Consider the following 12,932-nt stretch of genomic DNA (forward strand, 5'->3'; position numbering starts at 1 on the left):
ACACCTAAATGCAATTATGCCCATATCCGATATATTTGCTACTCGTCCTGGAGCATCAAAGAATGAGGTATGCGTCACGGGTTGTTTGGCAAACTTTATCCCGGTAACTTGGTAGAGTTTGAAACCTGGCAAGAGGTAGCAAAAGAAGTGCGGGAGCTGTCATATAAAAAGGTTAATATATTTAGAAGTGTCATTTCATTCACGCCTCAAACAGCAGCCGAATTGCTTTTAAAAGATCATAAGGCATGGGAGGATTACATTGAGAAGCATATTGCGGTTCTTGCTCAAAAAAATGGAATCAGTCTTAAAAATCTGTCCTGGGCTTGTGCACATCACAATGAAGTCAGTCATCCTCATATCCATGTAGTCTTCTGGGACAAAACCAAAAGACTATGAAGAATTTTGTTAAGCCGGAAGTAGCCGACAGCATTCGTATACAGCTTATAAAGGAAACCTTTGCAGATAAAATTGCGGATTATTGCAGAGCTAAGGAAAACAGTAAATCAGCACTGAAAGAAACTACAGATCAACTGGTAAAAGGCTTTGATGACTATATGAAATCCATTTACCCTAAGGAATATAAATACTTAAAAGAACTTGTAGGGAAAATTGATGAAGATGATTTAGCAGCCATTCCGCTTGATGGAGTATTGAACGGTATCAACCTATCTCCATTATCGTCCGTCTGTTTCAGCTTAAAGACATAATGCCGAAAAAGGGAAGGCTTTATTATCAACTGCTTCCGGAAGAAGTTAAAGAGGCAATTGATGAACTGATAGCTGATTTAAAACAAAGTGTTCCCTACATTAAAGATTTAATAAATGAATATGCAGAGATAAAGTCAAAGCTTGCCATGCTTTATGATACAGACCCTGAAAACATCAACAAGCACAAAGATAAGGCAGTAGATGAAATGGACAAACTGATTGCCAATAAAGTGCTTGTTGTCTACAGCAACAAAAGCTCCAAGCTCTTTACTTATACTATAGATAGTTCCACGAGTTTGATCATTTACTTTATATGGAGAATCAGTTCTTAATAAATTATATATATTCATAGTTGCACATAACCTGTCACTGCTATCAATATACAGTGCTACCAGGTATTTGCCGCCTTTAACAACCTTACCTACCTGTTCTCTAAAAGGGAGAAACAGATCTTTATCCAACCCCCAGTCTAAAAAAGCACCAATTCCAGTAGTTTCTACTACTGATAAAACTGCCATTTCACCTATTGTAAGCTTAGGCTTTTTTGTTGTAGATATCATTCTATCCTCAGAATCCTTATATACAAAAACCTCAATTTCATCACCTATTTCAGCGTCATGGGGCATCTGATTTTTGGGTAATAAAACATCATCCTTACCTCTATTACCTTTCACATTGAGATATAACCCATTCGGGCCTTCCTTGTTACTTCCATCTTCTGAATTATTCCTAAATCTACCATTTTATCCCTCTTCCTCTTTAGTTGTTAACGTTGTTGTGCGTTGATTTTTTTATTAATAAGATACCCTTTATTATACCATAAACCTGCAAGCTTACTCTAAATGAATGATACTAATTAAAAGTGTTATTTTAGAGGAATTTATCTATTTCTATAGAATATATTTATTGATAGAATTATAAATGAAATCAATTCGTTATCGTCCGTCTCATTACAAATGATTCAGATTTCTTCTTGTTTACTCACTAAGTTTCTCCTATTTTTAAGGTATTATTATCAAGTGATATATTAAAGCTATGCATAAGTTAATAATTAATAAAATAAATTTACGGAGGAAAATACATGAAAACAAAGTCAATAGGATATGACTTGAAAAGAGTAAGTAAAGTTAATTTATTTGTTATATTTGGTGCAGACTGATAATTTTGCTGGAGGGTCTTATTTATAATGGAGCTAACCATATTTTTTGAGAATGTTATAAAGATATTTATTATATTAGGAATTAATACTGCCTTATATTTTGTTCCCATTAAAGAACAGATTAAAGGAGGTGTATTTAGTATAGTCATGAGTACTGTAGCACTACAATCAAATATGGAACAAAACCAGTATTGGTAGTTTTATGTTAATGATGCTGGCTTTCTCAATGTCGGCATTATATTTCCAGAAGGAACTTGTGTTAATAGTAGGAGGCTTTATTGATATTGTTATAATTATCAGCTATACCATAAACCCCTTGGCTATGGCTAACAGTACTAATGCAGCTTCTGGGTTAACTAGGATATTGGTGTATTTTAATGTTGCCATTATTCTAATATTTTTCCTTACAAATGGGGAAGGGATTTGGTTAACTCAGTTATGAAGAAAGAAGAAGAAACGGTGAACTTCTTGAAAAGCTTAAGTTTACTTAAATAAGGTGAATGATGTGTCTGAGGTATTTGATGTTGACTTAATAAGATTTAGTGAAAATATAGCTTCTATTAAGAAATCCAATGACACTATAATGGTATCAATGACGGAGGTTACATCAGGAGCTCAGGAGCAGGCTGTAAATATTGGAGAAATCAATAACAATATGATTAATGCGACAGAACTGCTAACTGAGGGCAAACAGCTATCTGATAGCGTTGCAAAATTTCTTGTGAAATGGGAATGAGTGTAATGAGGCTCAGAAAAAATAAACCATGTAAATAATCAGATGGAAACAATTAATAATCTGTTAATACAGCTTTGGAAACGGTAGGGCACTTGAGTCAAGCATAAATGAAATAAGTCATTTCTTACAGGGGATAACAGAAATAGCTGAACAGACGAATTTATTAGCTTTAAATGCAAGTATTGAGGCAGCCCGGGCAGGTGAAAACGGCAAGGGGTTTGCAGTTGTTGCTGATGAAGTCAAAAAGCTGGCGTATGAAAGTGCAGAAAAAGTTAGCAGTATAAATAAAATAACCAAGGATATAACGGAGAAAATGAATCTTGCATCAGCAGAAGTTAAGAATGGTGTAAGTGCAATAGAAATAGGAAATGCTTAATTTCTGATGTTACGAATTTCTTTAACCACTAAAGGATACCTTTAATAAACAGAATGAAATGTTAAAGATCAAACTGAAAGACCCAAAAAGTATTTGGAAATTTCCTTAAAATGAGTAATGAGGTAGAGAGCATATCTTCCATATCGGAACAAAATTCAGCCGCTAATGAGGAGTTTTTGGCTTCACTTGAAGTTCAGAATGTTGATATGTCTAACATGCTTGTTGGGGTAGGAAATATAAATAAAAAATGGAATGAACTTAAAGAAATCCTGGAAAACAGCTGAAAATAATTATATACTATTAAAAACTATTGCCTTTTCACTTGTATTCATTACAAACATATAAATAAAGCATAACTAAATTTGCCGTTTTACAGGAGGAAGAGTTATACAATTTTCTATACAGTTCAGCCCGGTGATACTCCATTTCAATCTCCAGGCGGTGGGAAATTCCTTTAAACTCACTCATTGCAGCAAATAGACTTACAGCACCATATACAATATATTCCGGTCAACAATTATCTATGCCGCCTGGTGTAAATACTTATTCAGTACAACCTGGTGACTCAATATTCTCAATATCTCAAAAGTACAGAATTCCTTCTGACATTATTATTAACGCCAATGGCATTGCGAGAAAGTATAATGTGACATTTAATGGACAGCCAAGGCCTGATTATATTATCCGTGCAAATCCAGGTATTGCCCAAACATCATACCTGGAATACAGCTGTCCATTCCATATCCTCCCCCTGTAGGCTGGAATCATTCAGGAACAAGCTTAAATATTCTACAGGAGAAGAAATCAGGATATATGATATCACATCACTTAAATATACCTCTATCAAAAAACCAATGTATCCGATCCCCAATTTTTCACTGGCGATAAAGAATTGCTGTACGTAAGAGAAGATACAGCTGGGATCAGGCAGATTTATAGAAGCAATATATACGGAAGCAATGAAAAGCAGATTACCAACATGGACTCTAATTCTCTTAGCAATGCAAGGCTCTCTCCTGATGGCAGTTTTGTATTATATACATGGCCTGGTGCCAGCATATCCATGATATATACAATTGAACTGAGATCAGGAAAAACCTATGGTATACCAGGCTGGCCTGAGGGAAAGAACTATAATCCTGTATGGTCCCCCGATTCAACCAAGATAGCTTACAGTGCAACCCACTACTCTAATGGAAGGTATTATTCACTAATTCGTTCTGTAAGCCCAAGAGGTGAAAGCGATACTACCCTTGCAGCTTCAAACGGCTTCTTCACACCTGTCACATGGTCACCTGACAGCAGAAGGATTGCATATTTATCCGGCTGTGGAGATATTGATTATACTTATAAACAGATGTGGAGCATTGATATAACAAAGCCTGTACCTATAAATATGTTGTACGATACCAATTTGTACACCTCCAGTGGTCCCCTTGATGACAGGATTTTTTATATGAATTCTTTACAATTTATAACTTTACTTTTATACCAAAAAGTTACTTTATATTCATTATGGGATAAAATTTTTTTGCAGGTGGTTCAATATATATATATATAGAAAAGGGGCTGTTGCAATTACGATTTATAATCGTAGTACAACGCCCATTTCTATAATGATAGTGAAATATTTTAACCAAAATATTATATTCTTTTTCTTTCTTTTGAAAAAAGAGTATAGCAAATAAAGCTTACTGATTTATGCTCTTTATTATAAACATTTTTATCTAAGCTGTTTTTAATGGATGTAAATATGTAGAACATCGTTCTGACTGAATTTTGTTGTGCAGTTTGTTTACATTATGAGCTAAGCCAAGAAGAATACATTCTGCCAAGATATTCTTTTTCCCTTTACACAAAAAACGTCTGAATCCCATATCTTGTTTTATTTCTCCAAAAGCACCTTCAGACTGAATACTTCGGTTCATTCTGAGCTCTTTTCCCTCATCACTAAGGATTCTGGTTATCGCTGCCTCACGTTTTTGCTGAAATAGTTTTGAAACTTCAAGATGCTTGGTTCGTTCTTCCAATGGCTTTTTGCTGTTTCCCTTAATGCATTTTGATTTAATAGGGCATTGAGTGCAATCTTCACATGTATAACAGGTTTTCTCACTTCTATAGCCAGTCTTGCTTTTGCTGAATTTAATCCCTGTGGCTACAAGCTTTTTACCGCTGCTACATATATAAAAGTCGTTTTCTTTGTCATAGCTCATATTTTCCTTCCTACTGATATCAGTTTTATATTTCCGTGTCTTACTAATTTCATAATTGGAAGGTTTGATAAAAGCAAGCTGACCGTTCTCATCGAGATAGACGTAGTTTTCCTCACTTTCATAGCCTGAGTCTGCAACTATATTTCTGTAAGTATACTTCAAACGACTCTTTATGCTGTCTAAAAATGGTATTAGCGTGGTTGTATCTGTAGGCTGTGGTCCAGCACTAATCCATACTATATATTCAGCATCTACCCCAAACTGAATGTTGTAGCCGGGTTTTAGTTGCCCATTCTTCATAGCATCTTCTTTCATCCTCATGAAGGTTGCATCAGGGTCTGTCTTTGAATAGCTATTTCTATCCCCATAAGATGCAGATGCTTATTATATTTCTTGAGCCTTGATATGTATTCATCCAGCTGTTCAAATGTTTTTTGGAGAGGAGATTTTCTTTTTCCTATACCAGAGACAAATTGAATATCTTCATCGTTTTTTATTTTGCAAAGTTTACGTCTGAGCTTTTCCAAATGGTGCATCTTGATTTCTTCACCATATAAAATCTTAAATCCAAAATTCTCTTCTGTTTGTTTTAAAAAAGTTGGGAGCTTATCCATCAGTTTTTTCTGATTCTTAGTGACAGAACCTTTCCAGACAAAAGTATATTTATTTGATGCAGCTTCAAGCTTTGTCCCATCAATAAATAGATTTTTCATTGAAATTTCTTTGTTTTCAGCAAGCATCTGCGTAAACTGTGCCAAAAGATTTTCTGAAACAGGTGCAAAATGAATACTTCTGAATCTTGCAATTGTTGTATAATCCGGAGCAGGCGAGCCTTCAAGAAGGTACATATAATTAACGTGAGTTCGATATAACAAGTGCCATAATTAACCATATCTATAGATTATAATTAAGTAAGGCTTTAGTATCTTGAATTTTAGAGCCTTTTTTATTATGAAAAGCAGCCTTAAAGTGTGGCAACAAGAACGCTTTTACTAAACTTTAAGCTTGGTTTATTCGGTAAGAAGCTATAAGCAGCAATACCAGCTACGACATTAGTTAAAAAGTTTGTAAAGCTTCTATGCCTAGTATGTTCAATCTGGCAAGTATTTTTCAGAAAATCATTTATTGTCTCAATAAGAGCTCTCTTTCTGAGAAGAAGCTTTTCTTCTATATCAATTAGCTTATTTTTCATGTTCTTTTTTAACTTGGTTATTAGTTTTATCCCTCGGTTATACAACTTTTTAAATAAAGGCTGTGATAAATAACCCTTATCTCCAAAAAGTTTTCCAAACAGGTCTTTTGTAAGTATATCTATTACCTTTGAGTCTCTATCATCTATATCACCCGGTGTTAAAAAGAATGATAAAATTTCTCCTATTTCATTTACTACAATGTGCAGCTTAAACCCATAGAACCAACCTGTAGAAGATTTACCTCTCTGAGCAATCTCTTTAAAAACTTTGTGAGAGTGAATTCTTCTGTTATCACAAACATCTAATGTCGTAGAGTCAATAAAGGAAATTCCTGTTGTCTTGCCTAGTCTATATTTTTGTGTGTATAATATTAATGGAATTAGTGCTTGTTGCATTAACTCTACAAACCTTGTATAACTTACAAGGCTCGGAAAGTACCCATTTAATCTTTTACAGACAAATTCTTTATAATAATGCTTAAAGTTTCTATAACTCGAATGATGAAAATATATTGTTATTGTCATTACTTCACTTAATGTCATCATTCTTGAAATGTTAAAGAGGTTAGGTTCCTGCAGTCTATTATCAGTAACCAAATGATGCTTTAAATAGTTGTCGAGCCTAATGCAAAAATCATCAGTATCGCAGAAAATTTTAATAAGTAAATCTTCCATGAAGCTCCATCCCCTCTGTTAAATTTGTTGCCAACATTGATTATACAGATTTGGACAGGAGCTTCATTTTTCATTTCTGTTTCATTCTTATTACAATCATATTATCGAACTCACGTTAATTAATGTCCCGCTTGCAGGCTCTTTCGATTTTCCTTGTAGAATAATTACTATTCATATAAGCATATAGCATGATCTTCAGCATCTGTGTTGGGGTTGCTTGTTTTTTCCTTAAACGGGAATAAGTCTTATATAATTCTGATAAATTCATCTCCTCTACAATTTGACCCAGCAACCTTACAGAATCATCATTCGGAATCATACATTCAACATTTAACGGCAATTTTAATTGATAGAAACCACCGTGCGTAGTATAATCTTTATGTGTTAAATTTTTTACTAGCATAAAAATATTTTACACCTTTTGCCGGACTTTGAATAGTCTGGCAATTGTTTTTTGCAAGTAAAAAGGGCTCCTACACTAATTTCTTAGTGCAACAGCCCCTTCCAGCTTTATATTATATTACTTTATCCATCCTTTAGTTATTATGCTTTGATTTATACTCATCGATGAAGTCTTCAACAAACTTTTTGGTAACTTCATAGTCAAAGGCATCAAGGTCAGTGCCGCCTTTAGCTACATAACCAGCCAGGAAATGAAACCCGTCCATATCAAATTCAATAATCTTCTGCTTAACAATACCTTTTGGCTGTTTTGTATTATCAGTATAAGCAAATTGTCCATCAAATACCATTGGGTGATCAGCTTTTACTTGTGCAGTATATCTGCATTCTACACCTTTATATGAAAACTGGCTGATTTTTTCCTCGAAAGTGGAATCATCCCTAAATGGTTTTTCAAGTGGTTTTGCCATATGAATAAAAAGCACATAATCACCAGAAAATTGACCGCTTTTTGAAAATACCATTGAAAAACGTGTTTTTGAATTAAACCCTTGAAGTCTTTCATCATTGGGGTAATTTCTAAGCATTTCCATTAAGTCACTATTGCTTAATTGCAATAAGTCACTTGACTTTCCATTTAAGCTCATACCTATTTCTGCCTCTACCTTTTTAAATTCACCAAGCTTTTCCGGCACAAAAGGCTCAAAACCAAGCTTGTTAATTAGTTGATCTCTGGCAAATTCCTCTATATGTATTCCGCCGAAATTTAATATGGTCATTTCTTCTGTTGAGTCCTTTTCAACAATTTTATAGGAATCGCCTTCTTTATCTAATGAAAATATAGTCTGAACTATATTGGAAGCAGCAATCCTTACATCCTCCGAAAATGCCATCATCCCCGTAAAGGCAATAACAACAGAACATATGGCTGTAACAGCTATTCTAACAGAAAATCTCATATTTTTCACCGCTCCTTTTCTTTCCTGTTTTCTTGCAGCATCTTCAATTGCCGCTTCTGTAATATTCTTTTCAGGACTTATAGCTGCTCTTAGTTTTAGAAAACCGGACAATTCTTTGTCAAAATTATCATTCATTTATAAATACCACCTTTCGGTTTGCCATGATTTTTACCTGTAATAACTTGCCTTCTTTATATTTCTTCCTTCCATAAAGCTTTCGCTGCTTTCGTCTACAGCATTCTCCAGCTTTTTACGCAAAACATTCCTCGCATAGTAAAGCCTGGTTTTTACTGTAGCTCTTAAACTTCCTGTAACTTTTGAAATTTCCTCTATGGACATTCCATTAAAATAATGAAGTATAACAACTGTTTTTAGGTTATTGGACAGCCTAACGCAGGGGTGTCCAAAATCAAATGAGAGAGGATGGTGGCCTCTCACTGATGTTTTAAAGTGGAGAGGTATCCTTCCAATAAAGTTAAGTGATGAGGAAAAAATTGAAGCACTAGAAACCCGTATTAAAGAGCTGGAAGCAATCATTAACAAACAACGAGACAAATAAGTACTTCAATCATAAGGAGATCAATTCTATTGAGTAAAGGAGATAGAAAGTTATGACTTATACGACATATTCAAATGGCTATAATATCATGTACAAAATTGACGGAAAATATTATTATTCAGGTGCATTGAGCTATCCAAGGGATGAAAGACTGAACATTCTGCAGGATAGCTCAACGGGTAAATTCTTTATAAGACGGCATGATCCATTGATCAAAGAAATAGTTAATGTAGGTATAGGAAGTTATTCATACCGTCCTTTTGGATATTCAGAATCTGGCGGCAAAATAATTACTAACAATTTAGTTCCATTTATAGGGCAGCAGGAGTATTTTCCTGAGTATTTTAGAAGATTGAAACGCTGGGTTGTTAAGTATGATGACGATTCATTATATGTATTTAATCCTGTAAATATCGATGGAAAAGACTATATCAATATTAGTGACATTGGTGCGGCCTTTGGTTTTAGCTTCTCAATGGAAAAGGACGATATAAAGCGGATTCAGCTTATAAATGTTGCATAGCTATAATTTAAGGGGGTAACGATAAAATGGCTTATATTACATATGCAAATGGTTACAATACAATGTACAAAATTGACGGAAAGTACGTTTATTCAGGTAGAACAGATTTTTCAGAAGGTGAAATCGGTACAGCTAATGTAAGTATGCTGCAGGATAGCGAGTCAGGTAAGTTTTTGGTTGAGAGTGGATTTATATGTGGAATAATACATGTGGCTCTTGGTCACTATACTTGCATAGATTTTGGATATTCAGAATCAGGAGGCAAGATTCAAATTCCAATTGAATTTGCTCGAATAGTTGAAGAAGATGGAGATTATACAGATTATTTCAGTATATCGCACCATAAAGTCCTTAAGTACAAAGATATATCGTATATACTGGAACAAATATACATTGGCGGGAAAGAACATATAAACATTAATGACATTGGCGAAGCTCTAGGATTTAGCTTTACCATGGAGAAAGATGATACCAATAAGCTCCAGTTAATTAAGGTTGCTAAATTATAGCAGTACCCAGGGGAGGGTAAATCACTTCTATAATAGCATTTTTTAACTAAAAAAGATTAAAGAATACTTGCAAAAATTATTAATTGAAAAATATGGATATTGATTGATATACCCCCCAGGGGTTAAAAAACTAAAATTTTGATTTCTCGGATACGAGGCTAGCCGATACGTAAACAAAAAGTTCCCACATCAGCTTTTTAAAATTTTGAAAGGAGATTCTAGCGATGCCAACACCACCAAAACCGTTTTCTGTCCTAACCAACGAGAATAAATCGCACAGGACTAAAGCTGAATTAAAACAGCGTGAAGAGGGAGAAAAAGCCCTTGCTACAGGTAAGGCATTAAAGGAACGTCCCAGGGGGAGGGTAAATCCCTATAGCTTTTAATGTTCAAAACCGTGTCCACGTCGCACAAAAATTTTCGCAAAATTTTGAAAAAATACTGAGTGGGTTATTCGAAATAATACACCATAAAAAAATTCATTTGGGGACATTTTTTTACAAGCGATAGCTGCCCGGTTTTGAAGCTTAACCCTCCTAGAGATTTACCCTCCCCCAGGCCATGGGGGTTATAGGTGCTGTTACCTGATATAAAAAAGCAAATAAAAAGTACCCTGCCAGGTACTTAAAAAATCACTTAATTCCACTTCTATAATAGCATCTTTTAACTAAAAAAGATAGTAACTTATTGGAATGGAGTGGATATCATGGAATGTAAATTTACAAACGAAGAACTGGTAATGAAGTATCAAAACGGAGATTATAAAGCATTAGAAATAATCTCGGAAAATAATATGGGGTTAATTCGACATATCGCATCCAGGTATAGTGTTCATTGTAATTACATCGACCATAATGATTTAATACAGCAAGGGTGGACCGGATTATACAGAGCTGTTCAAACTTATAAAGCAGATATGCCAAACAGTGCAAAGTTTAGTACATGGGCAGGTTATTGGATTCAACAGGCTATTCAAAGGTACTTGGAGCAAGAAACACCTAAAACTAATGAAACTAGCTTATATGAAGAAATTGGAGAAGATATAACACTTGAAGATTGCTTAGAGGATCCGGAAGCATTAAATAATTTATGGAGCTATATCGAGAGGCAAGATCTTCGCCGGGAACTTGAAAAGATTATGAATGAAAGACTTTCGCTTAAGGAAAGAGAAATATTGAAGCTAAGGTTTGGGTGGAATGATAATATTCAATGGGATTTTCGAAGCATTGGAAAAGTTTTTGGAAATACAGGCCAAAACGTACATACATCTTATAAAAATGCATTATACAAATTAAGAAGATCTCCCTGGGGGCAAAAGCGAATAGCTGAGCATTTAGTTGAAAAGAGGTTGAGGTGTAGAAATATTCCTCTAAGTACTATTTTATTGGAGAAGCTGCACCAGGTCCAGGGATATGCTTTGAAAGTGTAAAAGTTCTGTAATAGAATTTAACACTATATTCATAATTCCTTAACGTAAAGGGTATATGATATAAATAACAGGGCACCCCCCTGATAAAAATAGATTTTTACCCTATAGAGAGCCGAAAGGCTCTTTTATTAATAGCTTGTAAGGTAGGTAAAAACCAGTTTATACGAAAAGGCGTAATGCCATAGAGGTGTGCTTCTGTCCTGAAAAGTAGGCATAGTATCTAATTATTATACCCAAAATATAAAGCAACTTTGAACTAAGGATACTTTATATAATTAATGTGTAAAAATGCTATTTGCTTAGATTCTGTGTACAGAAATGTTTTGTCTTATCATATGTTTCCCCAAATTTAAATGGCAATGCTTCTTTGATTCTATCAGTTAAACAATCTTTTAAGGAACTTAAAGCTAGCATATCACTTGCTTTATGAGTGGAAGCAGTATTTCTGAATATATGGAAAACACTTTCAAATAGATTTGATGAGGACACTATAGCTTTATCCCTTAGAGCCTGATCAATACATAAAAGCATTGCTTCTGAAAAATCTAGTCTATCTATATTATACTCTATAATAAGTAATTCAGCTTCTCCGCTATATTTCCAATTAGATATATTCTCAATATGTTCGATGAAATTGCAAAACATTTTATTACTAAATGACCATTTTACATCATTGATTGTACAAACTACTTTCTCATCTTCATATGCACCATACCAATAAGCCCCATATCCTGGGAGGAAGAAATCAACAAAGCTTCCTGAACGGTGATGATAATACTCTATAGAACTTAATATTTCATCTTTTACAAACTTACTTGTTGGTCTGGCAAATAATATACCAATAGCCTTCCTTTGTTCTTCATATCTAGCTTTTAAATCTCGTATCATATTTTCATAAGTTAATGCTTCTAACAAAACTAATCACCCCTACAACCGTATTTTTATATACTATTTCAACATTTATATATAAAAATCCTGCAATGTTGGCAAATATTAAATAGCATCTTAAATTCTCCCAAAGGAAGTATATTGCTTTATTTGGGATATGTATAGCAATCCCAAAATCTCACTTATATAGAGAGGACCGAGCGATATTATAAATTTTTATGTTTATTATATCAGTTGATTAAAAATATCCATAGAAGTAAAGATAGATAATAATGATTGACATGTATTGATATAGTTTGATATAATTATATATGGAAGGAGGGTTTTAGATGGGTATTGATAGCTTGCCAGAGATATGTACACCAAAACAACTGGCAGAGTTTTTACAAGTAAGTGATCAAACAATAAAGAGAGCTATAAAAGCTGGAAAGTTAAAGGCATTTAAGATTAATAAGGATTGGAGAATTGAGAAGGAAGCTGTAAAGCAATGGCTAATGGAAGGACAAAAATAATTTATAGCCCCTGCCGCCGACCAAAGCATTCAGGAGCTATCAATAACCACCCTTGAAAGAGTGGAATCTTATTATATTATAAAGTAGTTTCCA

At 34.1% G+C, this 12,932-nt stretch carries 20 protein-coding genes and 1 pseudogene; 13 read left to right on the plus strand and 8 right to left on the minus strand.

The window, feature by feature from the left end:
* Positions 1 to 69: 69 nt before the first annotated feature.
* Together Bccel_RS31055 and Bccel_RS31060 are read left to right on the plus strand one after the other, a co-directional pair.
* Positions 70 to 396 carry a hypothetical protein gene (locus tag Bccel_RS31055; protein ID WP_050753898.1) on the plus strand — a complete coding sequence of 109 codons (327 nt, stop codon included), beginning with the start codon at positions 70 to 72 and terminating at the stop codon, positions 394 to 396.
* Complete coding sequence (locus Bccel_RS31060; protein WP_050753899.1) at positions 393 to 707, plus strand: hypothetical protein; 315 nt, start codon at positions 393 to 395, stop codon at positions 705 to 707. Before Bccel_RS31055 ends, Bccel_RS31060 begins: the two co-directional genes overlap by 4 nt.
* Positions 708 to 841: 134 nt before the next feature.
* Here the strand turns inward: Bccel_RS31060 and Bccel_RS26460 are convergent, their stop codons facing one another.
* Positions 842 to 1,381 carry a S1-like domain-containing RNA-binding protein gene (locus Bccel_RS26460; RefSeq protein WP_050753900.1) on the minus strand — a complete coding sequence of 180 codons (540 nt, stop codon included), beginning with the start codon at positions 1,379 to 1,381 and terminating at the stop codon, positions 842 to 844.
* Positions 1,382 to 1,893: 512 nt separating this feature from the next.
* Between Bccel_RS26460 and Bccel_RS30510 the strand changes: the two genes are divergently transcribed.
* The 6 genes and pseudogenes from Bccel_RS30510 (at position 1,894) to Bccel_RS26475 (ending at position 4,539) form a co-directional block, all read left to right on the plus strand.
* Positions 1,894 to 2,064, plus strand: a complete 171-nt coding sequence (locus tag Bccel_RS30510) for a hypothetical protein (protein WP_160317762.1) — start codon at positions 1,894 to 1,896, stop codon at positions 2,062 to 2,064.
* 28 nt (positions 2,065 to 2,092) lie between these two features.
* Positions 2,093 to 2,308 carry a hypothetical protein gene (locus Bccel_RS26465; RefSeq protein ID WP_152966100.1) on the plus strand — a complete coding sequence of 72 codons (216 nt, stop codon included), beginning with the start codon at positions 2,093 to 2,095 and terminating at the stop codon, positions 2,306 to 2,308.
* Between the two features lie 63 nt (positions 2,309 to 2,371).
* Positions 2,372 to 2,602 carry a hypothetical protein gene (locus tag Bccel_RS26470; protein WP_050753902.1) on the plus strand — a complete coding sequence of 77 codons (231 nt, stop codon included), beginning with the start codon at positions 2,372 to 2,374 and terminating at the stop codon, positions 2,600 to 2,602.
* 124 nt (positions 2,603 to 2,726) lie between these two features.
* Positions 2,727 to 2,978 (plus strand): annotated as a pseudogene (locus tag Bccel_RS32700) (methyl-accepting chemotaxis protein); the annotation flags it as partial.
* 110 nt (positions 2,979 to 3,088) lie between these two features.
* Complete coding sequence (locus tag Bccel_RS30515; RefSeq protein ID WP_160317763.1) at positions 3,089 to 3,262, plus strand: hypothetical protein; 174 nt, start codon at positions 3,089 to 3,091, stop codon at positions 3,260 to 3,262.
* A 608-nt stretch (positions 3,263 to 3,870) separates the two neighbouring features.
* Entirely contained in the window at positions 3,871 to 4,539 is a 669-nt protein-coding gene (locus tag Bccel_RS26475; RefSeq protein WP_050753903.1) for a TolB family protein, read from the plus strand.
* A gap of 166 nt (positions 4,540 to 4,705) precedes the next feature.
* Here the strand turns inward: Bccel_RS26475 and Bccel_RS32910 are convergent, their stop codons facing one another.
* The 6 genes from Bccel_RS32910 to Bccel_RS26500 form a co-directional block, all read right to left on the minus strand.
* Entirely contained in the window at positions 4,706 to 5,506 is an 801-nt protein-coding gene (locus Bccel_RS32910; RefSeq protein WP_338053620.1) for a transposase, read from the minus strand.
* 2 nt (positions 5,507 to 5,508) lie between these two features.
* Positions 5,509 to 6,039, minus strand: a complete 531-nt coding sequence (locus Bccel_RS32915; RefSeq protein ID WP_338053621.1) for a hypothetical protein — start codon at positions 6,037 to 6,039, stop codon at positions 5,509 to 5,511.
* 116 nt (positions 6,040 to 6,155) lie between these two features.
* Positions 6,156 to 7,058: an IS982 family transposase gene (locus Bccel_RS26485; RefSeq protein WP_050753112.1), complete on the minus strand. Its 903-nt coding sequence runs from the start codon at positions 7,056 to 7,058 to the stop codon at positions 6,156 to 6,158.
* A gap of 115 nt (positions 7,059 to 7,173) precedes the next feature.
* Complete coding sequence (locus tag Bccel_RS26490; RefSeq protein ID WP_050753830.1) at positions 7,174 to 7,461, minus strand: transposase; 288 nt, start codon at positions 7,459 to 7,461, stop codon at positions 7,174 to 7,176.
* Positions 7,462 to 7,594: 133 nt separating this feature from the next.
* Positions 7,595 to 8,554: a hypothetical protein gene (locus tag Bccel_RS26495; RefSeq protein WP_036943522.1), complete on the minus strand. Its 960-nt coding sequence runs from the start codon at positions 8,552 to 8,554 to the stop codon at positions 7,595 to 7,597.
* A 33-nt stretch (positions 8,555 to 8,587) separates the two neighbouring features.
* Positions 8,588 to 8,974: an RNA polymerase sigma factor gene (locus Bccel_RS26500; RefSeq protein ID WP_242857049.1), complete on the minus strand. Its 387-nt coding sequence runs from the start codon at positions 8,972 to 8,974 to the stop codon at positions 8,588 to 8,590.
* A gap of 56 nt (positions 8,975 to 9,030) precedes the next feature.
* Here Bccel_RS26500 and Bccel_RS26505 point away from each other — a divergent pair, with 56 nt between their 5' ends.
* The 4 genes from Bccel_RS26505 to Bccel_RS26515 all read left to right on the plus strand — a co-directional run bounded on the left by Bccel_RS26505 (position 9,031) and on the right by Bccel_RS26515 (position 11,439).
* Positions 9,031 to 9,501, plus strand: a complete 471-nt coding sequence (locus tag Bccel_RS26505; protein ID WP_036944895.1) for a hypothetical protein — start codon at positions 9,031 to 9,033, stop codon at positions 9,499 to 9,501.
* Between the two features lie 26 nt (positions 9,502 to 9,527).
* Positions 9,528 to 10,010 (plus strand): hypothetical protein, encoded by a 483-nt coding sequence (locus Bccel_RS26510; protein ID WP_036944896.1) that lies wholly within the window; start codon positions 9,528 to 9,530, stop codon positions 10,008 to 10,010.
* A 224-nt stretch (positions 10,011 to 10,234) separates the two neighbouring features.
* Positions 10,235 to 10,396, plus strand: coding sequence for a hypothetical protein (locus Bccel_RS30520; protein WP_154673504.1), 162 nt, complete (start codon positions 10,235 to 10,237; stop codon positions 10,394 to 10,396).
* A gap of 320 nt (positions 10,397 to 10,716) precedes the next feature.
* Positions 10,717 to 11,439 carry a sigma-70 family RNA polymerase sigma factor gene (locus Bccel_RS26515; RefSeq protein ID WP_050753904.1) on the plus strand — a complete coding sequence of 241 codons (723 nt, stop codon included), beginning with the start codon at positions 10,717 to 10,719 and terminating at the stop codon, positions 11,437 to 11,439.
* Between the two features lie 291 nt (positions 11,440 to 11,730).
* Here Bccel_RS26515 and Bccel_RS26520 read toward each other — a convergent pair whose 3' ends face one another.
* On the minus strand, positions 11,731 to 12,354 hold the full coding sequence (locus Bccel_RS26520; RefSeq protein ID WP_036944898.1) for a hypothetical protein: 624 nt from the start codon (positions 12,352 to 12,354) through the stop codon (positions 11,731 to 11,733).
* 302 nt (positions 12,355 to 12,656) lie between these two features.
* Between Bccel_RS26520 and Bccel_RS26525 the strand changes: the two genes are divergently transcribed.
* The gene (locus tag Bccel_RS26525) at positions 12,657 to 12,839 is read left to right on the plus strand and encodes a helix-turn-helix domain-containing protein (protein WP_036944899.1); all 183 of its coding nucleotides are present in this window, start codon (positions 12,657 to 12,659) and stop codon (positions 12,837 to 12,839) included.
* Positions 12,840 to 12,932 lie beyond the last annotated feature (93 nt).

Source organism: Pseudobacteroides cellulosolvens ATCC 35603 = DSM 2933, assembly GCF_001262605.1.
Taxonomy (GTDB): domain Bacteria; phylum Bacillota; class Clostridia; order Acetivibrionales; family DSM-2933; genus Pseudobacteroides; species Pseudobacteroides cellulosolvens.

Excerpts from the sequence above, each read along its gene's own strand:
- Bccel_RS31055 (WP_050753898.1), top strand. The coding sequence starts at position 70 with ATGCGTCACGGGTTGTTTGGCAAACTTTATCCCGGTAACTTGGTAGAG.
- Bccel_RS31060 (WP_050753899.1), top strand. The coding sequence starts at position 393 with ATGAAGAATTTTGTTAAGCCGGAAGTAGCCGACAGCATTCGTATACAG.
- Bccel_RS30510 (WP_160317762.1), top strand. The coding sequence starts at position 1,894 with ATGGAGCTAACCATATTTTTTGAGAATGTTATAAAGATATTTATTATA.
- Bccel_RS26465 (WP_152966100.1), top strand. The coding sequence starts at position 2,093 with ATGTCGGCATTATATTTCCAGAAGGAACTTGTGTTAATAGTAGGAGGC.
- Bccel_RS30515 (WP_160317763.1), top strand. The coding sequence starts at position 3,089 with ATGAGTAATGAGGTAGAGAGCATATCTTCCATATCGGAACAAAATTCA.
- Bccel_RS32910 (WP_338053620.1), bottom strand. The coding sequence starts at position 5,506 with ATGAAAGAAGATGCTATGAAGAATGGGCAACTAAAACCCGGCTACAAC.
- Bccel_RS32915 (WP_338053621.1), bottom strand. The coding sequence starts at position 6,039 with ATGTACCTTCTTGAAGGCTCGCCTGCTCCGGATTATACAACAATTGCA.
- Bccel_RS26485 (WP_050753112.1), bottom strand. The coding sequence starts at position 7,058 with ATGGAAGATTTACTTATTAAAATTTTCTGCGATACTGATGATTTTTGC.
- Bccel_RS26490 (WP_050753830.1), bottom strand. The coding sequence starts at position 7,461 with ATGCTAGTAAAAAATTTAACACATAAAGATTATACTACGCACGGTGGT.
- Bccel_RS26495 (WP_036943522.1), bottom strand. The coding sequence starts at position 8,554 with ATGAATGATAATTTTGACAAAGAATTGTCCGGTTTTCTAAAACTAAGA.
- Bccel_RS26505 (WP_036944895.1), top strand. The coding sequence starts at position 9,031 with ATGACTTATACGACATATTCAAATGGCTATAATATCATGTACAAAATT.
- Bccel_RS26510 (WP_036944896.1), top strand. The coding sequence starts at position 9,528 with ATGGCTTATATTACATATGCAAATGGTTACAATACAATGTACAAAATT.
- Bccel_RS30520 (WP_154673504.1), top strand. The coding sequence starts at position 10,235 with ATGCCAACACCACCAAAACCGTTTTCTGTCCTAACCAACGAGAATAAA.
- Bccel_RS26515 (WP_050753904.1), top strand. The coding sequence starts at position 10,717 with ATGGAATGTAAATTTACAAACGAAGAACTGGTAATGAAGTATCAAAAC.
- Bccel_RS26525 (WP_036944899.1), top strand. The coding sequence starts at position 12,657 with ATGGGTATTGATAGCTTGCCAGAGATATGTACACCAAAACAACTGGCA.